23 protein-coding genes and 4 tRNA genes are annotated in these 24,397 nt (G+C 41.7%); 13 read left to right on the top strand and 14 right to left on the bottom strand.

The genetic code is table 11. From position 1 onward, the window contains the following. The first annotated feature begins 64 nt into the window (after positions 1 to 64). The 3 genes from FTU02_RS09465 to FTU02_RS09455 all read left to right on the top strand — a co-directional run bounded on the left by FTU02_RS09465 (position 65) and on the right by FTU02_RS09455 (position 2,112). Positions 65 to 778, top strand: a complete 714-nt coding sequence (locus tag FTU02_RS09465; protein ID WP_180131875.1) for a DUF3108 domain-containing protein — start codon at positions 65 to 67, stop codon at positions 776 to 778. 91 nt (positions 779 to 869) lie between these two features. Then, entirely contained in the window at positions 870 to 1,445 is a 576-nt protein-coding gene (locus tag FTU02_RS09460; RefSeq protein WP_078189246.1) for a xanthine phosphoribosyltransferase, read from the top strand. Between the two features lie 268 nt (positions 1,446 to 1,713). Beyond that, a complete protein-coding gene (locus tag FTU02_RS09455; protein ID WP_180093188.1) occupies positions 1,714 to 2,112 on the top strand; it encodes a hypothetical protein in 399 nt (132 codons plus the stop codon). Positions 2,113 to 2,221: 109 nt separating this feature from the next. Here FTU02_RS09455 and FTU02_RS09450 read toward each other — a convergent pair whose 3' ends face one another. Next, positions 2,222 to 2,410: a hypothetical protein gene (locus tag FTU02_RS09450; protein WP_180131872.1), complete on the bottom strand. Its 189-nt coding sequence runs from the start codon at positions 2,408 to 2,410 to the stop codon at positions 2,222 to 2,224. Between the two features lie 317 nt (positions 2,411 to 2,727). Further along, positions 2,728 to 3,321, bottom strand: a complete 594-nt coding sequence (wrbA, locus tag FTU02_RS09445; RefSeq protein ID WP_180010538.1) for an NAD(P)H:quinone oxidoreductase — start codon at positions 3,319 to 3,321, stop codon at positions 2,728 to 2,730. Positions 3,322 to 3,433: 112 nt separating this feature from the next. On the opposite strand from wrbA, the gene FTU02_RS09440 reads away from it, so the two are divergent. Then, positions 3,434 to 4,681, top strand: a complete 1,248-nt coding sequence (locus tag FTU02_RS09440) for a YihY family inner membrane protein (RefSeq protein WP_180131864.1) — start codon at positions 3,434 to 3,436, stop codon at positions 4,679 to 4,681. Between the two features lie 53 nt (positions 4,682 to 4,734). Here the strand turns inward: FTU02_RS09440 and FTU02_RS09435 are convergent, their stop codons facing one another. Then, the gene (locus tag FTU02_RS09435; protein WP_180156852.1) at positions 4,735 to 5,664 is read right to left on the bottom strand and encodes a DMT family transporter; all 930 of its coding nucleotides are present in this window, start codon (positions 5,662 to 5,664) and stop codon (positions 4,735 to 4,737) included. Between the two features lie 103 nt (positions 5,665 to 5,767). Between FTU02_RS09435 and FTU02_RS09430 the strand changes: the two genes are divergently transcribed. Further along, positions 5,768 to 6,583: a helix-turn-helix domain-containing protein gene (locus tag FTU02_RS09430; protein ID WP_180156849.1), complete on the top strand. Its 816-nt coding sequence runs from the start codon at positions 5,768 to 5,770 to the stop codon at positions 6,581 to 6,583. A 96-nt stretch (positions 6,584 to 6,679) separates the two neighbouring features. Continuing rightward, the gene (locus FTU02_RS09425; RefSeq protein ID WP_180156847.1) at positions 6,680 to 7,453 is read left to right on the top strand and encodes a tetratricopeptide repeat protein; all 774 of its coding nucleotides are present in this window, start codon (positions 6,680 to 6,682) and stop codon (positions 7,451 to 7,453) included. A 53-nt stretch (positions 7,454 to 7,506) separates the two neighbouring features. Here the strand turns inward: FTU02_RS09425 and FTU02_RS09420 are convergent, their stop codons facing one another. Together FTU02_RS09420 and FTU02_RS09415 are read right to left on the bottom strand one after the other, a co-directional pair. After that, complete coding sequence (locus FTU02_RS09420; RefSeq protein WP_180156845.1) at positions 7,507 to 8,148, bottom strand: fumarylacetoacetate hydrolase family protein; 642 nt, start codon at positions 8,146 to 8,148, stop codon at positions 7,507 to 7,509. 32 nt (positions 8,149 to 8,180) lie between these two features. After that, the gene (locus FTU02_RS09415) at positions 8,181 to 8,678 is read right to left on the bottom strand and encodes a YcxB family protein (protein WP_180084621.1); all 498 of its coding nucleotides are present in this window, start codon (positions 8,676 to 8,678) and stop codon (positions 8,181 to 8,183) included. Positions 8,679 to 8,862: 184 nt separating this feature from the next. Between FTU02_RS09415 and FTU02_RS09410 the strand changes: the two genes are divergently transcribed. Next, complete coding sequence (locus FTU02_RS09410; RefSeq protein ID WP_257232772.1) at positions 8,863 to 10,146, top strand: SRPBCC family protein; 1,284 nt, start codon at positions 8,863 to 8,865, stop codon at positions 10,144 to 10,146. A 93-nt stretch (positions 10,147 to 10,239) separates the two neighbouring features. Here FTU02_RS09410 and FTU02_RS09405 read toward each other — a convergent pair. The 4 genes from FTU02_RS09405 to FTU02_RS09390 form a co-directional block, all read right to left on the bottom strand. Then, positions 10,240 to 10,316 (bottom strand) — tRNA-Arg (locus FTU02_RS09405). Positions 10,317 to 10,857: 541 nt separating this feature from the next. Continuing rightward, positions 10,858 to 10,934, bottom strand: a tRNA-Arg gene (locus FTU02_RS09400). Positions 10,935 to 10,979: 45 nt separating this feature from the next. Beyond that, a tRNA-Arg gene (locus FTU02_RS09395) sits at positions 10,980 to 11,056 on the bottom strand. A gap of 15 nt (positions 11,057 to 11,071) precedes the next feature. Continuing rightward, a tRNA-Ser gene (locus tag FTU02_RS09390) sits at positions 11,072 to 11,161 on the bottom strand. 268 nt (positions 11,162 to 11,429) lie between these two features. On the opposite strand from FTU02_RS09390, the gene rnr reads away from it, so the two are divergent. From rnr to FTU02_RS09365, 5 genes are all read left to right on the top strand, one after another. Then, positions 11,430 to 13,847 (top strand): ribonuclease R, encoded by a 2,418-nt coding sequence (gene rnr, locus FTU02_RS09385; RefSeq protein ID WP_180156840.1) that lies wholly within the window; start codon positions 11,430 to 11,432, stop codon positions 13,845 to 13,847. Between the two features lie 161 nt (positions 13,848 to 14,008). Further along, positions 14,009 to 16,048: a M3 family metallopeptidase gene (locus FTU02_RS09380; protein ID WP_180156838.1), complete on the top strand. Its 2,040-nt coding sequence runs from the start codon at positions 14,009 to 14,011 to the stop codon at positions 16,046 to 16,048. A 40-nt stretch (positions 16,049 to 16,088) separates the two neighbouring features. Further along, entirely contained in the window at positions 16,089 to 16,298 is a 210-nt protein-coding gene (locus FTU02_RS09375; RefSeq protein WP_171256675.1) for a YheV family putative zinc ribbon protein, read from the top strand. Between the two features lie 16 nt (positions 16,299 to 16,314). Then, the gene (locus tag FTU02_RS09370; protein WP_180156836.1) at positions 16,315 to 16,752 is read left to right on the top strand and encodes a hypothetical protein; all 438 of its coding nucleotides are present in this window, start codon (positions 16,315 to 16,317) and stop codon (positions 16,750 to 16,752) included. 66 nt (positions 16,753 to 16,818) lie between these two features. Further along, positions 16,819 to 17,697: a DMT family transporter gene (locus tag FTU02_RS09365; RefSeq protein ID WP_180156834.1), complete on the top strand. Its 879-nt coding sequence runs from the start codon at positions 16,819 to 16,821 to the stop codon at positions 17,695 to 17,697. Positions 17,698 to 17,784: 87 nt separating this feature from the next. Here FTU02_RS09365 and FTU02_RS09360 read toward each other — a convergent pair whose 3' ends face one another. From FTU02_RS09360 to FTU02_RS09340, 5 genes are all read right to left on the bottom strand, one after another. Next, a complete protein-coding gene (locus FTU02_RS09360; protein WP_180106927.1) occupies positions 17,785 to 19,986 on the bottom strand; it encodes a TRAP transporter large permease subunit in 2,202 nt (733 codons plus the stop codon). A gap of 191 nt (positions 19,987 to 20,177) precedes the next feature. Next, positions 20,178 to 20,750 carry a rhombosortase gene (gene rrtA, locus FTU02_RS09355; protein WP_078192449.1) on the bottom strand — a complete coding sequence of 191 codons (573 nt, stop codon included), beginning with the start codon at positions 20,748 to 20,750 and terminating at the stop codon, positions 20,178 to 20,180. A gap of 41 nt (positions 20,751 to 20,791) precedes the next feature. After that, the gene (locus tag FTU02_RS09350) at positions 20,792 to 21,874 is read right to left on the bottom strand and encodes a hypothetical protein (protein ID WP_180156832.1); all 1,083 of its coding nucleotides are present in this window, start codon (positions 21,872 to 21,874) and stop codon (positions 20,792 to 20,794) included. A 519-nt stretch (positions 21,875 to 22,393) separates the two neighbouring features. Then, positions 22,394 to 22,780 carry a hypothetical protein gene (locus FTU02_RS09345; RefSeq protein WP_078189263.1) on the bottom strand — a complete coding sequence of 129 codons (387 nt, stop codon included), beginning with the start codon at positions 22,778 to 22,780 and terminating at the stop codon, positions 22,394 to 22,396. Further along, a complete protein-coding gene (locus FTU02_RS09340; protein WP_078189264.1) occupies positions 22,773 to 23,030 on the bottom strand; it encodes a succinate dehydrogenase assembly factor 2 in 258 nt (85 codons plus the stop codon). The genes FTU02_RS09345 and FTU02_RS09340 overlap by 8 nt, the downstream gene beginning before the upstream one ends. A 181-nt stretch (positions 23,031 to 23,211) precedes the next feature. On the opposite strand from FTU02_RS09340, the gene FTU02_RS09335 reads away from it, so the two are divergent. Beyond that, complete coding sequence (locus FTU02_RS09335; RefSeq protein ID WP_168379120.1) at positions 23,212 to 24,384, top strand: acyl-CoA dehydrogenase family protein; 1,173 nt, start codon at positions 23,212 to 23,214, stop codon at positions 24,382 to 24,384. Positions 24,385 to 24,397 lie beyond the last annotated feature (13 nt).

The raw sequence follows: 24,397 nt of genomic DNA, 5'->3' as shown, positions 1-24,397 counted from the left end.
CGCATAATAAACATATCAGGTGGTTTAGTCCACCGCACTTCTATTGAATAGGAAAACCATACTTATGGCACATTCAGTTTTGAAAAATTTAGGTCTTGTTGCTGGGGTATCGACTACACTGCTTTTGACTGGTTTCTCAAGTCAGTCATTTGCCATGAGTCCATTCCAAGCCAACTACCAATTTAACTACAATGGCAAAAATTTGGGTTCTGCAACACGTACCCTAAAACAATCTGGGAATAACTGGACCTATGTTTTCGCAGCAAAAGCTGGTGCGATGGCCTCTGCAACTGAAACCAGTCGTTTTAGTTTAAATGGCAGCCAAATTCACTCGAACAGCTTTAGCCGCAGCAGCAAAATTTTGGTGCACAACAACACCATGAATATTAATTTTAATGCTGGCGCAAAAACCATTAATACCAAAAAAGATGATAAAGCGCGTTCATTTGCGTGGAAATCAGGTGTGTTAGATGAACTCAATGCTGAATTGCAAATTCGTGAAGATTTAAAAAATGGTGGTTTGAAATCGAATTACTACATTGCCGATGCCAAAGAGGTTGAAGCTCGTAAGTTCTTGAAACAAGGCACTGAAAAAGTGAAAACCACTTATGGAACTTTTGACACCGTTAAAGTCGTGATGCGTCATGACAAACCAGGCCGTCAAACGACTTTCTGGTTAGCACCAAAACTAGATTATCTACCTGTCAAAGTTTCCCACCAAGACAATAAAACCTCTTACGGTTTATTGTTAACGGGCTATAAAGGTGCAACAAATTAATTGATTTGATCAATTTCGCTTGCATTTTTCATGGTGCTTTTTAAAATACGCTTTTGCTTTAAAAAGCACCTGCCCCCTCGAGGATTCTCCCGTGCACGCTCTGGAACAGAAAATCTTAGCTGAAGGTATCGTTCTCTCTGAAGAAGTTCTGAAAGTCGATTCTTTCCTGAACCACCAAATTGACCCTGTGATGATGCAGCAAATTGGTCAAGAATTTGCCCGTCTTTTTAAAGATGCTGGCATCACAAAAATCATTACGATTGAAGCATCAGGTATTGCACCTGCAGTAATGGCTGGTCTTGAACTTGGTGTTCCTGTGATTTTTGCACGTAAATATCAATCTTTGACGTTAAAAGATGATTTGTATCGCTCAAAAGTGTTTTCTTTTACCAAACAAACTGAAAGCACGATCGCAATTTCTAAAAAGCACATCAATGCTGAAGATAAAGTTTTAGTGATTGATGACTTTTTGGCCAATGGTCAAGCGGCTTTAGGTCTTGCAGATCTTATTCATCAAGCAAGTGCTGAAGTATTGGGTATCGGTATCGTGATTGAAAAATCATTCCAACCTGGTCGTGATATTTTGCTTGAAAAAGGCTATCGCGTTGAATCATTGGCACGTGTGAAATCACTGGCGAATGGTACAGTTGAATTTGTTCGTGACTAGTTTGCGTTCAAAAGAAAAAAGAACACATCATGTGTTCTTTTTTTTTACTAAAAATTTGCGATTAAGGTGACATAAAGCGCACTTTTTAACGCCTTAGTTACAAGCAGACAAAACATCGGTGTGCAAAACTCGATAAAATTCAGGAAAATCGTTGCATTTGATCGAATGGGTCAACTACTCATCTGTCAAATTACATTATGCTGCACCATAAATTCGGCCACTTTATTTTTTAAGGCTATGGAAAGTTATGAATACAGAAGAGCAAAACATGGAAACGACAGTTAAATGTCCAAAATGTGGATCAACCCATATTGAAAAGCGTAACCATGAACAAAACTTACAAAAAATTGGTGGGGTCTTACTCAGTGGTGCAGGAACTGCTGCAGGGACTGTCGGTGGTGCGGCATCTGGCGCATCTATTGGTGCTGCGATTGGTGGCGTGACTGCTGGCCCACTTGGCGTGATTATGGGCGGAACCATCGGGACTTTTGTTGGTGCAATTAGCGTCGGCATTACAGGCGGTTTTCTCGGACACCGTTTTGGTAAAAAAGCCGGCGTGATCGTCGATCAAAATATTTTTCTCGACTACCAATGTTTAGATTGCAAACAGCGCTTTGAAATTGAGCAACAGCCTGAAGACGCTGCAAAGACTTCGGATCAAGACTAATTTCGAAATTAAAAAAGAGCGCATCAGCGCTCTTTTTTTATAGGTTATTGTTTTTCTAATATGTATTTCTAGTCTATTGAAATGCTATTCGAAAACCATGGCGAATCAATTATTTTGAAACATCAGTTAAAGATTTTGAGTCCACTTTAACTTGATCTTTTTTCGCCAAAAATTCTTTTTCTTCGTCTTTGTTCTCTTGCGGGAAATCCATACTGTATAAAACTGGCATTGCCGTACACAAGGAAGATGCAGCCAATACGGAACACAAGAAAATCATTCGAAAATTAATAATAGACATCACATACCCCAAAGAAGAAATTTAAATACAAATCATGTAATCAAAAAATAAAAATAACGCGCCCAAAGAGACAGCTATATTCGACTCGAAACCATCACTGAGCAGGCTGTATTTAAAAACTTTCAATATATTGTTGATAACATTTATTTTTAATATTTCAGGAATGGTTCGACAGATTTATTTTTATATTTTGGGTGGTATACAACGTCATAAATAAAAAGACGTCACACGTAAATAAAGCAAGAAAAGTGCAATATTTAAGCCTTTTCTTGCCCGTTCGCTACAAAGTTAGCGCAACTTCCTAGAGCAAGTAAGTATCAAATCAACTTTTTGACGACTTCGCCTAGGCGTTTACCCAGCTCTTCACACAAGTTACGCTCATCTTGACTCAATGACTGATCATGGCGTGGACCACTGACATGGCTTGCACCATAAGGTGTACCACCCGTTTTGGTATTCGATAATGCAGGATGGGCATTACTTAAACCCATAACCATCATTCCGTGATGAAACAAAGGTGGCAGCATGGTCAGCAAAGTACTTTCCTGTCCCCCATGCATTGAACCTGAACTGGTAAACACACAGGCAGGTTTGCCATGTAATGCGCCATTGAGCCAAAGCGCTGTGGTTTGATCCCAGAAATATTTCATTTCCGACGCCATATTACCAAAACGTGTTGGCGAACCAAGGGCTAAACCTGAGCAATGCGCTAAGTCATCTAAGCTACAGTAAATATCGCCTTCGGCAGGAATACTGGGCTGCACGTCAGTCACCACAGTAGATAAATTTGGAACGGTTCGTATTTTTACTGCCATTCCAGACGCTTCAATTCCATTGGCAATTAAATGTGCCATCTCACGTGTTGAACCATATTTGCTGTAATACAGCACCAGTACATAAGCTTGCGTCATTTTTATAAATTCAATGAAAAAAGAAAACTATACGGTATTTTTCCTATTTTTTGGTTAAGCTAAGTGATGAAAATTGCATAAACATGACTAAAATAACTCGAGACTTGAACGAATGATCGAAGCATTTTTAAAAAAACTTCCCTTTTACGACAAGAAATGGTTTCAGTTTGTTTTATTTGTCATTCGACGTTTTGAAGCCGATCGCTGCCGTGAACAAGCAGGATCATTAACCTATACCACCTTGTTTGCAGTGGTACCCATGTTGACCGTATTCTTGGTCATCATCTCCTCAATTAAAGCTTTAGAACCTGCTCGTCAACAGCTTCAACAATTGATTTATAGTAATTTCCTACCGAAAACGACGATTGCTTTCGATAAAGCGCTAAATGCCTTCACCGATAAATCCAGTAACTTGACCGTGATAGGTGTGCTGTTTTTATTCATTACCACAGTCATGATGCTGACCAGTATTGAGACGGTATTTAACCGAATTTGGCGGGTGCGTGAGACACGTGGTGGCATTATTGGCTTTATGCGCTATTGGACCATTATTTCATTAGGCCCAATCTTACTGGGTAGTGCATTTGTTGTGTCATCCACTGTGGCCTCTATGAATGTCCTCAGCAATAATTTTGCCGGCTATGAACTAGATGGGGCTTTTCTGCTGTGGATCTTGTCTTTTTCATTGACCATTTTAGGTTTTTTCATTCTGTATTGGACGATTCCCAACCGCAGTGTGCCGATTAAGGCGGCGCTGATCGCGGGTGTCTTTAGTGCCGTGGTATTTGAATTACTCAAAAACCTCTTTGGTTTTGTCATGTCAAATTTCACCAGTTATCAAATCGTTTACGGTGCTTTTGCTGCAGTGCCAATTTTCCTGCTTTGGATATTCCTTTCATGGAATATCGTGCTGATTGGGGTAGAAATTAGTTATGCACTGACCGCTTTCAATTCGGGCAACGACCAAAAACGTCATCCTGTTATTATGTTGATGGATTTGCTTGAATTATTTTATAAAAAGCAAAAACTCGGTCAGAGCGTGACAGAAAAAGAAGCGCTTGAGGTTTTAGGGCGTGATGAAATCGGCCGCCTGCCAAGCTATATTTTATTGTTTGAAGAGCAACACCTGATTAAACGTACAGATGATGATCATTATGTTTTAGTTCGTAATTTAACCCAAGTGGACTTTTGGAGTTTTTACAGTAAGCTGCCCTATCCGCTCCCTAAACGGCAAGATTTAGGTCGCGTCGATCCAGATGATGTTTGGATGGAAAAAATTGGGCCGCAACTGGTCGAATCGGATGATTATCTCGCGGCCAAACTCTCGATTCCACTTGCGACTATTTTTGAAGAAAAATAAGCGTAAATAAAAAAAGGAGAGCCGTAGCTCTCCTTTTTTATTTATACATGATCTTAGGTCGCTGTGCGCTGACGTCCCATCAATTTAGACAACCACCGATGCAAGGTTACCGTCATCACTCCGACCATTACTAAGGCCGTCCCCAAGATAAAATTCAGTTCAATCGTTTCGTTTAAGATCAATACGCCAAAGACCAGTCCAAAGATTGGGGTAAGGAATGAAAAAACGCCCAGACCATTGGCCAGATATTTACTTAACAGCCAAAACCAAAGCATCAGGCTAAAAAATGAAATAATGAGCACATGAAAAATCATACTGCTGATGGACAACACCGTCCAATGTACAGTCATTTGTCCTGTCAGCCACGCCACGGGTAATAAAAATACACAACCACCAACCAACTGATAAAACAAGGTCTGAGTCGGAGGTGCATCAGAGAGTTTGGTGAGTCTTAATGAAATGGTGGTCAAGGCCCACATCACCCCAGCAAGTAATGCCATCGCATCACCCAACAGGGCTTGAGTGTTGACTGTAGTACTACTTTCACGTCCCATAAACGACAGTACTATTCCTGAAAAGGCAATAAAAATACCGACCCATTGGATCGCTGTAAGCTTTTCTTCAGGCAACTTCCAATGTAAACCTAGTGCCACGAATATCGGTGCGGTATAGAGCAAGACAACGGTATGTGATGCAGAGGTATAGCGCAGGGATTCTGCCACTAAAATAAATTCAGCTGAAAATAAAAACGCCAACCAAATACCCGGCAGCAAGTATTCGCGTGTATATAAATGTGTTCCCGGCTTGAGACGAATCAGTGGAAAGACCAACAGCGCAGCCAAACCCGATCGAATGGCAATTTGCATGATCGGCGCAATATCAACCGCGGCCAATTTCAAAATGACCTGCTGAATCCCTAAAATCATGCACAAAATAATCATCAGGCCAGAAGCTTTTGCATCTAGCGTCTTACGCTGTTCCACACTATTTACTCGACAATAGGACAAGCAACACTATAGAACTGTCAGAAATAAAATATATACTTCAAAATAGACAAGTGATCTTCTTATTCAGGCAAAATTTCTTATGGGTTATAAAGCTCGTGCAGATCATACGCAGTTGCAACAACTTCCCACCAACGATGAAATTCAAGCAGCGCTGTGGATCAGTTTTCGTGACGATCCTGCACTGTCTGTTTATCCCGTCCATGGGCATGCTTGGGGTGAGTTTGTCTATGCCTTTAATGGCGTAATGGAAGTGAACATCAATCAGATTGACTATATTACCCCACCGCCTTATGGCATCTGGCTTCCCCCACATTTAGAACATAGTGGTTTAAATCGTACAGCGGTTTCACATGGAACCTTATATGTACATGAATCGCTATGTACTCACTTACCGAAACAACCGGGGATTTTACTCAGCTCACCTTTAGTTACAGCGATATTCAGCCATTTGCGTCTGTTGCATCAACAAGCCGATCTCATGGAAAATACGGCCGAATATCAACGCTTACTCCATGTGATCTTAGATCAACTGCATCAAGCCAAATTGGTCAGTAGCTATTTACCGCATTCGGAACACCCTGCCCTCAAACAACTGCTTGATTATTTACATCAACATCCTGCGGATCAGAGCGCGCTTGAGCAATTGGCAAAGCGGATAAATATGACGGAACGTACTCTGGCGCGTTATTGTCAAAAAGAACTTGGGATGTCCCTGCATGAATGGCGACAACGTCTCAAAGTCATGAAAGCCATGTCCATGCTCAACGCAGGCCAAACCGTCGAAAATATTGCCTTAGAACTTGGCTATGCCAATGCCTCAGCGTTTATAAATATGTTTAAAAAATGGATGCTTTGCACCCCAGATCAGTTTAGGAAATCCGTTTTAAAGCCCTAAATGTGTTTAAATTTAGCTATAAGTGTCTCTATAAAGTGATTCAACAATCCGTTAAGATCAAAAAATCTACGAAGAATGATAAAGACTCCATTTCGAATGAATAAAAAAACCATTTTAGCGCTGTGTTTATCTGCCGTATTTTTAACGGCTTGTAGTTCCAAAGAACAGCGTGAATTTAAATCTGCACTCAAAATAGCTCAAAGTGCTGATGCGACTGCGCAAATGAAAGTGGGTGATTTATACCTCAGTGGAACGGGCACAGAACAAAATATCGAACAAAGTGTACATTGGTACAAAGCTGCTGCGGATCAAGGCACTACGGACGCATTCGCATGGTTGATGACCCAAGCTTATCAAGGCAACCCGCATGCAGATCAAGTGATTCGAAAGATGCAGCAAGATGGCAATATTTTCCTTGCACACTGGGTGCTAGACCTTGCAAAAAAGACTCATGATCCTGCTGCTGAATATACCGTTGGTTGGATGTACGACACTGGAAAAGGCTTAATTCAAGATAAGCATCAAGCGCAAATTTGGTATAAAAAAGCAGCCAAACAAAAGAATGTCGAAGCGATCAAAGTCTTGGGAAATCAACATTATTTTTCTGAACATCCTTCGTTAACACCCGACAAAGCAGCTGAATATTTAAGCTATGCCGCAGAACAAGGGCAAGATGCTGACGCGGCGATGAAAATGGCACATTATTATCATTATTATATTCGAGATGGTGAAAAAGCGCGACAATGGTATGCCAAAGCAGGTGCATTGGGAGACACCGACTCACAGCATATGGCCGACACCTATGAAACATGGAAAGACACTGGTCCTTTACAACCCAATGAGCCACCGCCATCAAGTAGCACTGAATAAATCAATCAAAAAAAGGCTGCATTAAGCAGCTTTTTTTGTATTTCGTTCACAGTTTATTTGACAAAGGTTGTCCAGACATAGTCCTGATTTTTGCCTTTTAGGGTCATTTTCAACTGCTCACCTGACTGTAGTGCCGCGACACCTGCAGGCGTACCCGTCATGACCACATCACCCGCTTCAAGACTAAACACTTGGCTAATATCGGCCAGTAATGTACCCACATCAAAAATCAGCAATGCAGTATCACCGTTCTGACGAAGTTCATCATTGACATACAAGGTATAATGCACATCTTTCCAATCTTGAACCACTTCTTGGACATCAACCCAATCCGCAAGGATGCAAGAACCATCATAAGCTTTGGCACGTTCCCACGGCTGACCTTTTTTCTTTAAGTCATCTTGTAGATCACGCAAGGTCAGATCAAGACCCAAAGTCACAGCTCCAACTGCTTCTAAGGCTTTGAGAGGATCAGTTTCAGTCGATAAAGGACGATCAATACGTAAACTTAATTCGCATTCATAGTGACAACTGCCCCATACAGGATTCCATGAGATGCCTTGGTCTAATGCGGTTAATGCACTTGGCGGCTTCATAAAAAGTACAGGACGGTCAGGAATTGCATTGCCTAATTCTTTGGCATGATCTGCATAACTACGACCGACGCAAACAATTTTAGATGGACGTGACTGCATACTACTCCCTCTTTTGTTATGAATAGATTGTCTTAGTGCTGAAAAGTATTGGTAAAAATCGCTTGGTCCGCAATATCTTTAAATGCACTTTTCGGCACAATAATCACGGTTTTATTTTTCAGTTCAAGCATATAGGTCAATTTGCCTTCAGCAAAATTTGCCACTTCAGCATAATGGAAGACATTCTTACGACCATTGGCATGAATTTCTGCATAGTCTTGAAATAAATCAATACCTTGTTCACTTTTGCCCAATTGGTATTTTACAAACTGGCGTTTAAACATCATCGGTAAAAACCAATAACGCATGATGCCTTGAAGAAGTAAAAAGAAAGCACCCAGCCCAACATAGTATGCACCGACGCCATCTACACCCAAGTAAAAACCCCAGATGATAATCCCAAGGCTAATCGCTGGCGTTAAAAAACGCGTAAATTGCTTTTTGCCAAAAGTTGCTAGTGCAAAACCATCCTGTGATTCTTCTAGATTTAAAAAATAGCGCAGCGATAATGCAGGTAGATTCTCAGACATAAGCGTATGAATATTTAAAAATGAATTGCGCTAAATACTACACCACAATTCAAACTTGCTTCATGCTTTTTAATGGTCGGTTGTAACACATCACTACTTCCCTTCCACCTAGAAATACGTTAAAAACAGCAACAAATAAAAGATTGCATACGCAGGATGTGACATGCAGATAACAAAAATAATCATGATGCTAGTGTTTCTGAGTAGACTGAGCATATCGACCAGTTGGGCCAAATTCGTTCAATGGCAACCCCAGATCCCTAGTAGTTTGGACTTGTTTAATGGCAATGCCAAAGCCTTGGCAAATCTTGCCGGTGATCACATCGTGATTTTTGCACATCCCTCACAGCAGATTAGTCTGCCCACGATGAAAGCAGGTCAAAAAGTCGTTGGTAAATTTCAAAGTGCCGCCGTGGTTGTCCCAACCAACAGCAAAAATGTGTCCAGATTACTCAGTAATTATCCAAACTATGCTGGCTTATTTCCCACACTAAAATCTGCTGAGGTTTTGCAGCAGCAAGGTTCAACCAGCCAAGTTGAATATCGCATCCACATCCCGACACCTATTCCGGTTTTAAACTTTAAAGAAACCATGGTGATGCAGCACCAAATTGATCACAACAGCATTAATAGTTTGGTTCTACAAGCACCGGTGCCCTTTGGCGCAGGAAAAATTGAGTGGTTTGAGATTGACGCACAACACACCTTGATTAGTGTGACCCAATGGGGCGATTTAAATCAGCCCAAAGGTTTTTTGTTTAGCAAAATATTAAATGCCTTACCCGATGCTAAATTAGGGATTCCTGCGGGAACCAATGGTTTTTTACTCGAATCATTACAGCGCCGATTTAAAGCCTTTAGTAGTGAAACTCTCGCTGCAAATCAATTGCCTGAACTCAAATTAAATGCCTCTCAACTCGACAAAGTCACCCAATTAAGTCAAAGCTCGAAAGAACCTGTGTCCTTTATTTTGACAGCGCAGCGCGTTCCCTTTGGGCAAAATTATGAATTGATGCGCTTTAGCACCAGTTTTCAATATTATGCACAAGAGCCTTCGAGCTTACAGCGTTGGATTAATGTGTCTTCGTTCAAGCACTTATTTCCAAGACAAGTCAAACATATGCAAGTACAGAAAATTAATCCACACCTGATGGATGCCGACTATAAAATTTCGGTGGGTTTAGGTGTGATCAATATTCCCTTTGATTTTAAGATGCGTTTTAACTATCCCGACTTACTGCAAAATCAATATACCGCAACCGGTGGAGACTTAAAGTTTGTCCGAGGTGCAATGCATATTCACACCTTACAACAAGGGTCGTTATTACAATTGACCAGTGCGGTGAAGATTGATGACAAAGCACCGTTTTTACTTCGTGCTATGCGCAATATGCCGTATCACGACATGTTGCCGGCTTTAGGCGGAAATACGGTCTTTGCACTCAAAGTTAAACAGAAGTTAAGTTAGAACCTCGAGTGATGAGCTGAATTTATTGTTTTTAGCTATATTTCAGACACAAAAAAACCGCAACATGTGCGGTTTTTTCAATCTTGATCAAGTTGGTGCGCTCAGAGAGATTCGAACTCCCGACCCCTTAGTTCGTAGCCAAGTGCTCTATCCAGCTGAGCTATGAGCGCGACGTCTTGATGAGGCTCATTATACGTGATTTTTATTTTTTGTTAAGAGCTTTTTCATATAAATTTAACCAAACGCACAGCAAATAAACAATTACCCTTTAAACACGCTAAAAATCAGCTAGATTTACTTTTAAAGGGCTTTTGCATCACAAGTTTGGAATTTAAAGTTAGCAATACTCACGTATAAATGCTCAAAATAGATAACAAATATATTGCCATCATTGAATCACTGCTTTAACTCACTCAATTCTTTTTTAAACTTAGATTTAAAAAAATTGCATCACTATGAATATCTGAAAAAAGGGTTATCTATAGAAGATAAGCAAAATTGAAATTTACTGATGGGTAGTTTTATGAAATAGAACGCTTTATACAATCCAAGCAAAAGACAAAAGACAAAAGACAAAAGACAAAAGACAAAAGACAAAAGACAAAAGACAAAAGACAAAAGACAAAAGACAAAAGACAAAAGACAGGCTGCATCAAAACGATAAATCACAGGCACAAAAAAACCGCAACATGTGCGGTAATTTGTTCAAGTTGGTGCGCTCAGAGAGATTCGAACTCCCGACCCCTTAGTTCGTAGCCAAGTGCTCTATCCAGCTGAGCTATGAGCGCGTAACTTGTGTCGTCTTAAAAGACTACGTTTTCAGATTTACTTATTGGTGCGCTCAGAGAGATTCGAACTCCCGACCCCTTAGTTCGTAGCCAAGTGCTCTATCCAGCTGAGCTATGAGCGCGACATAAGTAAATCGTGGCGGTGAGAGAGGGATTCGAACCCTCGATACAGTTGCCCGTATGCATCCTTAGCAGGGATGTGGTTTCAGCCACTCACCCATCTCACCGTAACGTGCCGCCATAATACAAAGATCATGATACGACTGCAAGCACAGTCGTTATATTTTTTTCATTTTTTTACTCAATTAGATATTTTTTAAACGATTTTCAAAAAATTAGTGCAAAATTAGTTCAGCACGCGCTGCTGTCCCCTACTTTTCAGCTTTAATCATTATAAAATATCGGCATAAAACACTTTATTGCAATCAATTGCGTGCAGTATCTGCTTGCATGACTTATGCTAATCCTAATCTTCTGATTTGAAGCCAAATACATATGAAAAACTGGGTCGACCCTGAAGCAAAAGCTGAAGCCGAACGTTATGACAATCCAATTCCAAGCCGTACTCTAATTCAAGAGACGATTGAACAACTGAAAACTGCAATGTCGCATGCCGATCTTGTAGAACATTTTGAAATTGCCGATCAAAAAAGTATTGATGCACTGAGTCATCGTCTGATTGCGATGGTTCGAGATGGTCAGTTGATGAAAGATGGATTTAAGTTCCAGCTTGCAGCTGAGCAACCGACTCATGAAGCAACGGTTTATATCAACTCAAAAGGTTTAGGCACAGCCAATATTAGCGGTGAAGATGACCTTTTACTTCCTGAACGTGAGTTGCGTCAGGTGTTTAATGGTGACCGTGTTAAAGTCCGCCAAACATCGGTAGACCGTAAAGGCAAGGCATGGGGCTTTATTACTGAAGTTCTACAGCATCGTGTCAAAGAAATTATTGGTAAAGTGTCTGAATATGAAGGTGAATATTTTATTCAACCGGCAAATCCCAATGCACACCAACCGATTACTTTAGAAAAAGAATTAATCGAGCATGCCAAAGTCAAACTCGGCGACTCTGTGCGTATTGCGATTGACAGCTACCCAACCAAAGAAGAATTTGCGACAGGTCATATTGTTCAGTCGATGGCTGATAAAGCAGACACTGAAATTATTATTCCGCAAACCATTTTAGAATTTGGTTTACCTTACGAATTCCCTGAAGCAGTACAACAAGAAGCCGACAGCTTTAAAGAACCGTCAGAACAAGACCGTGAAGGTCGTGTCGATTTACGTGATTTAGCACTTGTCACCATTGATGGTGAAGATGCCCGTGACTTCGATGATGCCGTGTATGCGGAAAAACGTCCGGGTGGTGGTTATCGCGTTGTGGTAGCAATTGCCGATGTCAGCCATTATGTACGTCCGGGTAAACCGCTCGATGACGAAGCTCAAGAGCGCGGTACATCGGTGTACTTCCCTCATTTTGTATTGCCGATGTTGCCTGAAGCGCTGTCGAATGGTTTATGTTCTTTGAACCCACACGTAGACCGTTTATGTATGGTCTGTGATTTAAACTTATCTCGCGCGGGTCGTGTCACTAAGTTTGAGTTCTATCCGGGTATAATGCATTCAAAAGCTCGTTTGACCTATACTCAAGTGGCCGAATATTTTGAAGGTAATAGTCAAGCCATTCCTGAAGACCGTGATGTACGTAAATCGGTCAATACCTTATTCCAATTGTATCAAGTGTTGAAAGGCTTACGTGCTGAACGCCACGCGATGGAATTTGAAACCGTTGAAACTTATATGACCTTTGATGAGCTAGGCGGTATTAACGAAATCCTACCGCGTAGCCGTAATGATGCACACAAACTGATTGAAGAATGTATGTTGCTGGCAAACGTCGCAGCGGCAGAATATGCATTAAAAAATGAAATTCCAATGCTGTACCGTGTGCATGAGCCACCTGAGTTTTCACGCATTCAAAAGGTTCGTGATTTTGTGAAGTTATTGGGGCTACCATTCCCTGAACAGCCGACTCAAGCTGACTATCAAGCCGTGATTGATGCCACCAAAGACCGTATTGATGCTCCAAGCATTCATGCCGTTTTACTCCGCTCAATGATGCAAGCTTATTATGGCGCGAACAATGCAGGTCACTTTGGCTTGGCTTATGAAGCGTATACGCATTTCACATCTCCAATCCGTCGTTATCCAGACTTGTTACTTCACCGTGCCATCAAAGCACAATTGAAGAAAAAGCCTTACCCAATTTCTGGTGCTTCGCTGGATGATGCAGGTGAACACTTCTCTGCGACCGAACGCCGTGCAGATGAAGCTTCACGTTCTGTCACTACATGGTTGAAGTGCCATTACATGCAGCAGCATTTGGGTGAAGAGTTTGTCGGCACCATCAGTGCAACTGCTGAATTTGGCCTGTTTGTAACGCTCAAAGACTTATATGTTGATGGCATGATCCACGTCAGCCAATTGGGTGATGACTTCTTTGTCTATGACCAACCAAGTCAGAGCTTAATTGGTCAATCTCGCGGTCAAGTTTTCAGTCTAGGCGATGAAGTGAAAATTAAAGTCGCTGGTGTAAACCTAGAAGAGCGCAAAATTGACTTTGAATTGATTCAACAATTGAGCCATGCAGGTCGCGCTATTCGCGCACGTGCCCCTCGTGTTGCAAAACCTACAGCCAAAGAAGAAGTCTTTTCAGAACGTAAAACCAACGTTGCTGAAGATGGAGAACAGCCCATACGACGCAAAAAGTCAAAATCTAAGCCCAGTTCATTCGGTAAAAAGCCTGCTAAAAAATCTGCAAGCAAATCTGAAGCGAAGGCTAAAGATAAAGTGAAGAAAAAATCTAAACCGAAAAAGAAAAAATCCAATGCTAAATCAGCTGCGGATTAAGGTTGAAAGAAAAGAGCGCTTCGGCGCTCTTTTTGATTCTTAAGGTCAGTGAAGACTTCGCGCCCTCTGCAGAAGATGAATAATTCCTAATTTAGTCTTGATTTAACCCGCAACAAACCCTACATCTATAAATAACTCAGGATTTATATGAAGTAGAAAATATGACTTTAGAAAAGGCAACATTACCTGTTCCACAATTTGACCAAATCACATTGGAACAGCTGAAAGAAAAAATTCAAAGCGCCATTCAACAAGGTCAGCAATTTCTCAATGAATTAACAGAAGTCCCTGATTCGATTCAGCAACAACTGAATACCTTAGAACAAGTTGATCGCCTAGAAAATAATATGAGCGAAGCTTGGGGCGTGCTCTCGCATCTAAATGCCGTGATGAATAATGCTGAAACTCGTGAACTCTACCAATCTTTATTACCCGGCCTGAGTGAATACTATACGCAGCTAGGTCAACACACAGCGTTGTATCAAACGTATCAGCACGTACATGACAACAGTGTATTTGACACGCTGCCTGCGGCACAGCAAAGCGCAATTAAACTTGCGTTACGAGACTTTAAACTTTCAGGCGTAGCCTTAGAAGGTGAAGCGAAAAAACGCTATGCAGAAATTTCTGCACGCCTTTCACAATTATCATCAGACTTTTCCAACCACGTATTGGATGCCACCCAAGCCTACTTCAAACCTTTAACAGAAGCGCAGCTCAAAGGACTACCTCAAGGTAGCATTGAACTTCTGAAACAATACGGTCAGCAACGCGAACTCGAACAGGCTGTAGCAACACTCGACTTCCCGTCTTATATTGCCATTATGACCTATGCCGAAGACCGTGAAGTCCGTGAAGCACTCTATAAAGCCTATACCACACGTGCTTCTGATCAGGCAGACGCTGCTGAATTTGACAATACAGCAGTCATGGAAGAAATCTTGAAGCTGCGTCAGGAAATGGCTAGCCTGCTTGGTTTTAGCAACTACGCCGAATTGTCTTTAGCGAGCAAAATGGCACCCGATGTGGCAACTGTTGATCAGTTCCTAATTGAACTGGCAGAACATGCGCGTGCGCCAGCAGAGAAAGAAATCGCTGAACTGAAAGCCATTGCAGCGCAAGACGGTATCACTGAGTTACAACCGTGGGATGCCACTTTCTATTCAGAAAAACTCAAAGTTCAACAGTTTAATTTGTCACAAGAAGACCTGAAGCCCTATTTCCCTGCACCTAAAATTATTCAAGGCTTGTTCAGCATTGTAAATCGTCTCTATGGCATCAATGTGATCGAGCGTGAAGCGCCTGTTTGGCATCCTGATGCACGTTACTTTGAACTTGAAGATCAAGGCAGCGTGATTGGCGGTTTTTACTTTGACCTGTATGCACGAAGCGGTAAACGTGGCGGCGCATGGATGAGCGGCTTCCGTTCACGCATGCAAACTGAAAATGGTCTGCAAAAACCAATTTGCTACATGGTCTGCAACTTTACCCCACCTGTCGGTGAGCAAGCTGCTTTACTTACCCATGATGAAGTAACGACGTTGTTCCACGAATTTGGTCATGGCTTACATCACATGCTCACTGAAGTCGATAATATTGCTGTGGCTGGTACCCATGGCGTGGCGTGGGATGCAGTAGAGCTACCAAGTCAATTCATGGAATTTTGGACTTGGGATCAAGAAAGTTTAGATTTACTCAGTGAACATATAAAATCAAAGCAAACTTTACCAGCCGATCTGTTAAAAGCACTACAAGATGCGCGTTTCTTCCAGTCAGGGATGCAAACGTTACGTCAAATTGAATTTGCCATGTTTGACTTAAATATCCATAAGGCCAACCCTGCTTTGGATGCTACAGGCATCCAAAAAACCTTAGATGATATTCGTCAAAAATATGCAGTTGCACCCACCACTTCGTACAACCGTTTCCAACATGGTTTCAGTCATATCTTCGCAGGTGGTTACGCTGCTGGCTATTATTCATACAAATGGGCAGAGGTTTTGGCAAGTGATGCCTTCGACCGATTCGAAAATGAAGGAATTTTTAATACTTCGACTGGCAAGTCGTTTAGACAATTTATTCTAGCAGTTGGCGGAAAAGATACGGCACTTGACGCATTTATCAATTTCCGCGGACGCGAGCCAAAAATAGATGCTTTGCTGCGTCATCAAGGTTGGACGAACGCATCTAAAAACGCTTAAACTAGGGACCTTAGTTAGATTCAAGGTAAGTATGATGACCATTAAACGACGCTTCATTGCAGGTGCAAAATGTCCAAAATGCCAAGCGATGGACCGGGTTGTCATGCTGACCTCTGGCGAAGACGAATGGATCGAATGCATTGATTGTGGTTACAGTGAAAATCGACCGACTCATGTCGATCAACCTGAACAACCCGCCGTGCCAGACGATATCGGTGTGATCCAATTTAAGCCACGTCAGCCTAAATAAAAATTAAGGTCAAGCAATGACAGAAGATCAAAGACATAATCCAAAATTGTTAGTTGGAATCATTGGGGGCTTAACGTTATTGATTGCTATCTTTTTTGCATATCAATGGTTAAGCAGCAGTACGGCAGATAAATCTGAACTTCAAGAAGAAATGGTCGCTGCACCGGCTAAACCGCCTGTTGCAGTCCCTGTCCAATCTGAAACTGAAGCATCAGTCCCTACCGCAGAGACTGACACCATTAAATTGGTCGAAGAAGACATTTTAGATGCAGCTGTGCCTGAAAATGCCTCTTTAGCCAAAGAGGAAATTGCCAAATTAGATGACATTCAACAACAATTGAATGATCAGGAGCAAAGCTTAAAACAGCAACATTCAGATGCAGATGAGCTGATTAAACTGAAAGAAGAACAAATTAAATTACTCGAAGCACAGTTAGCACAACAAGCAAAATAACCGACTTCTGCTACACCATGCGTACTTATAGGCTAGAATATCATCAGATTTTCTAGCCTTTTTGTTATGTCCACTACTACAACGCCACAAAATATCCCCAAAGCAATTGGCTTTCTCATGCTGTCAGCGCTGCTTTTTTCCATCATGGGGGTTTGTATACGCTTCGCATCTCACACAGTAGATAATGCCACCATCGTATTTTTTCGCAATGCGGTTGGCTTATTGATCTTTCTACCTTTGATCCTACAAAAGGGCAGCACATTTTTTAGAACTGAAAAATTGTGGATGCATACATGGCGTTCAATTGTAGGCTTGGTGGCAATGTATGGCTTTTTTTATGCCATTGCCCACTTAAAACTCTCCAATGCCATGGTCTTCACCTATTCCTCGCCGATCTTCATTCCCTTAATTGCATGGTTATTTTTAAAAGAAAAAATGACCCTGAGAATGCTCATTGCCGCAGTCATTGGTTTGATTGGCGTCCTCTTCGTCGCAAAGCCCGATGCAGGAATGTTCAATCAGTTATCACTCATCGGACTAACCGCAAGCTTCTTGGCAGCCATGGCATTTGTCACTGTCCGTGCCCTTACAGCAACTGAACCACCTGAACGCATCGTGTTTTATTTCTGCTTTTTTGGCACGCTCATATCGATGATCCCGATGCTCTGGCTCTGGCGTCCTTATAGTTTAAAGGAGTTAGCTTTTCTGATTACAGCGGGACTTTTGGCCAATATCAGTCAAATTTTTATGTCCAATGCCTATAAGCTTGCACCCGCAGGTCAAATTGGTCCCGTCAACTATATCGCGATTATTTTTGCCGGTATTTGGGGCTTTACACTGTGGCAAGAATTGCCAGACATTTACAGCCTATTCGGCTTTGCTTTTATATTTTTAGCGATTTTGCTATGTAGTCCGATCCTACAAAATAAGTTTAAAAAGTCATAAATATCCATTCATTTACCTTCAAACGCACAGCCCCTTATTCAATAAAAAAAGCACCCGAAGGTGCTTTTTTAATGGCTTACCACTAACTTATTGGTACCAACCAAATAGTTTCAGAATATATGGAGCATAAGTCACGATCACCAAGGCTGGGAACAATACAAGGATCGGTAAAATCCAACGTTCATAGCGATAATAGAAATTGGTGTATTGGGCTTTTGCTTCTGCATCCGCTGCTCGCACTTCCTCATCCCCCACGGAGAGTCGTGTCAACAAGTGATTCAGCGCTACAGGTGGTGAAACATAGCCGAGCTCAAAGGCAACCAAAACGATCATCCAGAAGTGAATCGGATGGATACCATTTTCGTAAGCGACTGGTGCAATCGTTGCTGCAACCAAAATCACTGCCCCGAATGGATCTGTCGTCATACCAATAATCGCCAACAACAATGCGATAAAGGCTAACGAAATATAGATATTGCCCAAATGCGTTGGTAATAATTCAACGATTTCTGTACGTTCAATCAAACCGCCGACACTTGCCGACAAGGCCATTAAGATAATTAATGCACCAATATGACCAACCGTTTCTGAAGAAGCAAACCAAATTGAACTACCGAAACCACGACGGTTAGCCCCATGTCCACCATGTTCACGCATGAACTCAGAACTTTGCTCATGTTGTAAGCTGAGTTGTTCATGTGCATCTACCGTTTGCGAAGTAAAACGATCTGCAAACCAACGATCAAACATAATGTAAACAATCAGAATAATCGGTAGAACCACAGGTGCGGTGAATTCATCCATTTGTGTATCTAAACCGTACTTATAGAAAGCAATCACAAGCAAGGTCAGTACGATATACGGAATCACGGGAATGAATGCTTTCAGCATGCCCGGAATAGCCACTTTCGGCGATGCCACACGGAAACGTGTTTCTGCCAAGAACAGTGAAATACCCAAGAACAAGAATGCCGTGAGCCAGAACACATAGATACCGTGATCAAATAGCTCATCAGAGGTGACATGGCGGCTATCAAGCATCGAGATCAAGATAATCAATAGACACGGACGAATGACCACGCCTAACGAGCCTGACATTGCCGATACAGCGAGTGCAAACTGACGACGAGAACCAGAGTTCCACACTTCTTTATAAATAATTGCACCGGCTGCCACAACGAAGATCCCTGAAGCACCGGTATAAGCGGTTGGAATCGCCGCGGCAATCAGAATTAACCACGTCAAGGTCTCAGGTGCTAAGTTCCATGGACGTAAAATCCCCAAGAACAAATCCATCACGCGCGTTTGGGTCAATAACATCCCGGCCCAAATAAACAGTGCAAGGTTTAGGAAAATCCCTGAGAACTCGACCAACTGTCCTAGGTAAATCCCCTGACCCATTGGGTAGTCCATAAAGAAGGTAAACGCTACACCCGTAATAATCGCCATAAAGGCATACAACGGCACACTCAATAACGCAAAACCAATATTCCCCGGCCCCGGCTCTTTCGCCGCAGGTGGTTTAAAGAACTGATAAATACTGATGAGGGTGACAATACCAAACAGGGCTAACCACAACCAATATACCGCCAAGGTTTCTGTGGTCGATTTCACCCCAGAATTCAGGACTGAATTAAATTGGCTATACACCGAGAAGGTCAATAGGCCATTACCAATCGCCATGAATAAAGCATAGACTTTATAATCCAAGCGTGTAGTTGGCGCACGTAGACCAATATGATGGAACTTCACTGAAGCAGTAATGGCAGATACCAAGACCATCAATAAAAGAATCAATACACGGTTTTCAGAACCAAATTTAAAGATGCCAAAGAACGTCGTTTCAATCGCACGATAAGTCCGAATACTTGGATGCTCATCTAAATACGCTTTTGCTTTGTCATAAAATTGGAATTTTTCTTCACATTGCTGTACACCCGCCATGACCGATGCACGTACATCGGATTCAGATGCTGTACCAAAAATGTCAGCAAATTCGTCAGCCGCATTGGCTTTCATTTGCGTTTGCACCATTTTTTCTACATCTGGGTGGCGGTCACAATCTGGCTTGGTCGGTTCTGCACGTAAAAATGAATACTGCATCCCAATGCTTTCATTACCATACAAACGCTCACCAGTACGCAGAAGCTGACCATGAATCATCTCCCCTGTCCCGATAATCAATGTAAGCAGAAGCAAGATCAACACGACTAGAGTCGAAATCCATTCTGTCCAGACATACCTTAACAGCCCGACGATGCCGGATCTGTTTTGTGTATCATTTTGCATGAGTCTTCCTATTTTTTATTTTGGAGCCTAGCGGGGCTAAGCATCCTTTTCCTTATCGGCTCGAGAAGTTCCTTTCCCTGACCTAACTGTTTTATTATTACGTTTAAATTTGCATCAATATTCAAAACATTAAAATGACAATATGTATTTTCTTTTCGGTTTTTTTTGTCAACCCAATCACCTAAAGTGCGTTAGCGATCCCAGAAATAATTACCAATAAGATAAAACACGGCGATGACAATGCCCCAAATCACCCCCAATAAATGGGCTTCGACTAAAACGGGGCTTCCTATTAATTCTGCCGTTCCGGTATTCCCTACGGTATTTTCCCACACCAATTTTGCCAAAATCAGCAAGAGGACAAAGGCTGCAAAATTTCGCTCCCGCTTATACATTAAATGTACGCAAGCGACCGCAACATAGGCGCCATGCAAGACACCAGATAATCCTGCATAGGCTTCAATATCGGGAAGGAAAAAATAGAAACTTAGACTGATTAAAGGGGATAAAATCAATAAGATGGCAACAAAGTGCCATATTGAAACTCTTGGAAAAATAAACGGTAAGCAGATAAAGGCCAACATATTTAAAGCAAAATGAATCCAACCAACATGAACCCAATGGGCCGTCCATAAGCGCCAAAAGTCATGAAATAAATCATCTTGCCAGTAGATAAAATAGTCTTTAAATACCTGTAGCGAGGCACAGATCGAAACGAATACGGCAAGAAAGACAATTTTCGGAATTAAAAATTGTGTTTTCATTTTCGCTCCTCCTGTACCTCACATTTGGACTTTGTTTTACATTAATTTGTTGCAGCACCACTCGTTTCTGTAGCACTACTGGTTTCAGCATCGCCACTAAACAAATCATCAAGCTCGGAACTATTGGCACTTTCATCCCAGAAATGTTCCATACCATCATCACCGGTACGAACGCCTGTATGTTCAGTCCAATAGCGATCTGAAATCCCTTTCACCATGCTTTCAGCCATACTATCGATGAGCTTAAATTGCGGGTTAACAGGTTTTTCATCGCTACGTGCCTGTGCAAAGGTACGTAAGGCATCACGAATTTTCGTATCATCGCCACTGGCTTGTGCAGCAACCGCATATAACGCATGTGACAGTCTTACGCCTTTTTGCTCACCAATTTGCGCCGATTGTTTTAAGGTTTGGTATGGATCAGGTTTTCCATCTCCAGCACCCGGCAATAACGTCCAGATTACAGCGCGGGTTGCATTTGGTGCGCCCCAGAATTTTTCATTATTCAGACACACCATACCGCGTTCAACGATCGCAGCAATGTCTTTAGGAACGTTTACCGCCCCACCTGAGTTAATATCATTGGTCATGGCCTGTAAGCCACTTAACATTCCCAACATATACACTGTTTGGTCAATGTCGCTGTTCATTTTTGGACAGCCTTCACCTAGACTTTTCTTATACTTCTTTTCAAAACGATCTTGAAATAATTGATAGCCAGTATATTGACGCTGTGCCGCAAGTGCCGCCCAACGCTTTTGCTCAACACGGGCATCTTGTGCTTCTGTCACTTGGTTGGCTTTAGATGCACGTAAATAGCGTAACTCTGCATCTAAGGCTTTTTGTTCTGCACAAATCCCTGCTGCTGAATACATCAACACAGCCACACGTGTTGGGTCTGCGCCCATATCTTTGGTGGCCATAATGGCTGGAGTTAATGAATTACCTGAATTACACACCATTTCAGCATCTTCCATGGCTAAAATGGGTGGCACAATATGTTTTTCGGTAAATCCGAGTGCAACATTAGCACCGGTTTTTACAACCTGCGAACAACCCGCGAATAATGTACTTGTTATTGCTACAACTGCCACACCCTGGCATATTTTTTGGACGCTCGACATTTTCCTGTCCTCTATAATTGTGTTTATGTCCATCACGACAAACATATCAGAAGCAAAAAATGAATAAAAGAGTATTTGCTCTAATTTGAACGACACACTGTGCCACGAATCAAGCTGAATGCAATTGACTGATTTTTTACAAAGACTAAATTTTAGGCAAAAAAAAGTAGCATAGCGACGGTTCGGCACATGCTACTTATTAACTGTGAAAGCGTTTGACTGCTTATTTTTGAGTTAACTGTTCCTTCAGCACTGTTCCTAGTCGTCCTATAACAATTGCTAACACAATCGCTATTACCAGAAACATCCAAGTTGGCATCATCATGATGATTTCCTTTAACGGCTGTTGGTAAGGCTAATATATAGACAGAGAATCACCGCACAGCTTAAAATTGTCAGACAATTTAAATATTTTGCCAATAAATTTCAATCCTGTCAGACAAGATTATTTTACCTACAAAATAAGATAATGAAATATGTGCATTTTATTGAATTTTAAAAAATAAGGCTGTCTAACAATTAGATCATTTTGGCCAATACTTTGAGTGATTTCCACTGTTTCAATGACAATTGATCGCGCCAAATAATCACCGGTTTTGCACGTGCATGCATAAAGTACACCACAATATACATTTGATGATCCAAAATATGGCTAATTTGAACGCGTTGCACCGGGCGGTTCAGTCGTTGCAAAGACCAATCAGTTCCATCCAAATAATCTAGACTGGTGACGTGTAAATGCTTACGGAAAAACAGAACATAAACCACTAGCCCGATGAGGAAAAATATCCCCCAAAGCATGGGTGTTAGTAACTGATAAAGCAGCGTCATCAATACCGCAAAAATAAAAAACTGAAACGCATGCGATAAAAAACTGCGTTTCAGTTTGAATTGCCGATTATCCATGAACGTAATGTTTTAATTTTTGAATAAACGTTTTTAATTCAGGACGTGGCGGTTCACTAACTTCCATAAACCAATCCAACAAATCTGGATCTTCTGCAGCAACGAGTTCTGCAAACATGTCTTTTTCAGCTGCATCGGCTTGTAAATAGTAATTTTTGACGTAGGGATCAAAATAAACATCAATCTCTTTTAAACCACGACGTGCACGGTAGATCACTTTACGCTCTTCTAAGCTGATTTCATCAGTCATTGTCTTCCCCAATCGTTGAACCCGTCTAGTGTAACTCATCCACCCCATTGAAGTGGAGTGTTTTCAAAGATTGACCGAATCCTTCATCGCAATTCTTGCTTTTGAATGTTCTGCACATTGTAGTCACACGCTGCATCTTATAAGTTGAGACAAAGCCATAAAAATGAATAGGATATTCAAAATGCAATCTGGAGCGATTCGCCCTCTCAACAACATGCTGCCACGTCAATTATTTAATGCAGAACATGATGCATTTCGTGAAACAGTACGAAAATTTTATGAAAAAGAAGTTGTGCCCAATATCGAAAAATATGAAAAACAACAACATGTTGACCGTGACTTATGGAATAAAGCCGGTGCCATGGGCTTGCTTTGTCCAACAATGCCCGAAGCTTATGGCGGCTATGGTGTAGACCGGCTTTATAGCATGATTCTGATTGAAGAGCAGGCATATGCCATGGACTCCTCTACCGGCTTTTCACTGCATTCCGACATCGTGGCCAATTATATTCATAACTTTGGCAATGAAGAACAAAAGCTGCATTGGCTGCCGAAAATGGCATCTGGCGAAACCGTGACTGCCATTGCAATGACCGAACCGGGCACAGGTTCAGACCTACAAGCCGTACGCACAACTGCTACAGAAGATGGTGATGACTATATTATTAATGGGTCAAAAATTTTTATCACCAATGGCTATTTATGTGACATGGCGATTGTGGTCTGTAAGACAGGCAATAGTGAAAAAGGCTCAGCTAATTTATCGCTAATTATCGTCGAGGCAGATCGCGTCGGTTTTAGTAAAGGCAAACCTTTAAACAAAATTGGCATGAAAGGTCAGGATACCTGTGAACTGTTCTTTGATAATGTCCGCGTCCCTAAAAGCAACTTACTCGGCATGCAAGGTATGGGCTTTATGATGCTGATGAAGGAATTGGCTTGGGAGCGCATGTTGGTTGCGATTATTTGCCAAGCCGGTGCAGAAGCAGCCTTTGCGCACACAGTTCAATACACCAAAGAACGTAAGGCATTTGGCAAGACCGTATCAAGTTTCCAAAACACCCGTTTTAAATTGGCAGAACTACGTACTGAGATCGATTTTTGTAGAGCTTATTTAGATCGCTGTATGGAACTACAACTTGAGGAACAGCTCGGTATTGACGCTGCAGCCGCTGCTAAATACAAAATTTCAGAAATGTTTTCCAAAGTCGTGGATGAATGTCTGCAGTTGCATGGTGGATATGGCTATATGCTTGAATATCCAATTGCACGGGCTTATATCGACAATCGAGCCAATCGTATCTATGCCGGTACCAATGAAATTATGAAAGAGCTGATTTCCCGCTCTTTATAACAACAAAGCCCAT

The sequence above is a fragment of the Acinetobacter sp. YH12045 genome (genome assembly GCF_013419925.1).
Taxonomy (GTDB): domain Bacteria; phylum Pseudomonadota; class Gammaproteobacteria; order Pseudomonadales; family Moraxellaceae; genus Acinetobacter; species Acinetobacter amyesii.
The sequence above is the reverse complement of the archived record's forward strand: the minus strand, read 5'-3'. Positions and strand labels throughout refer to the sequence as shown.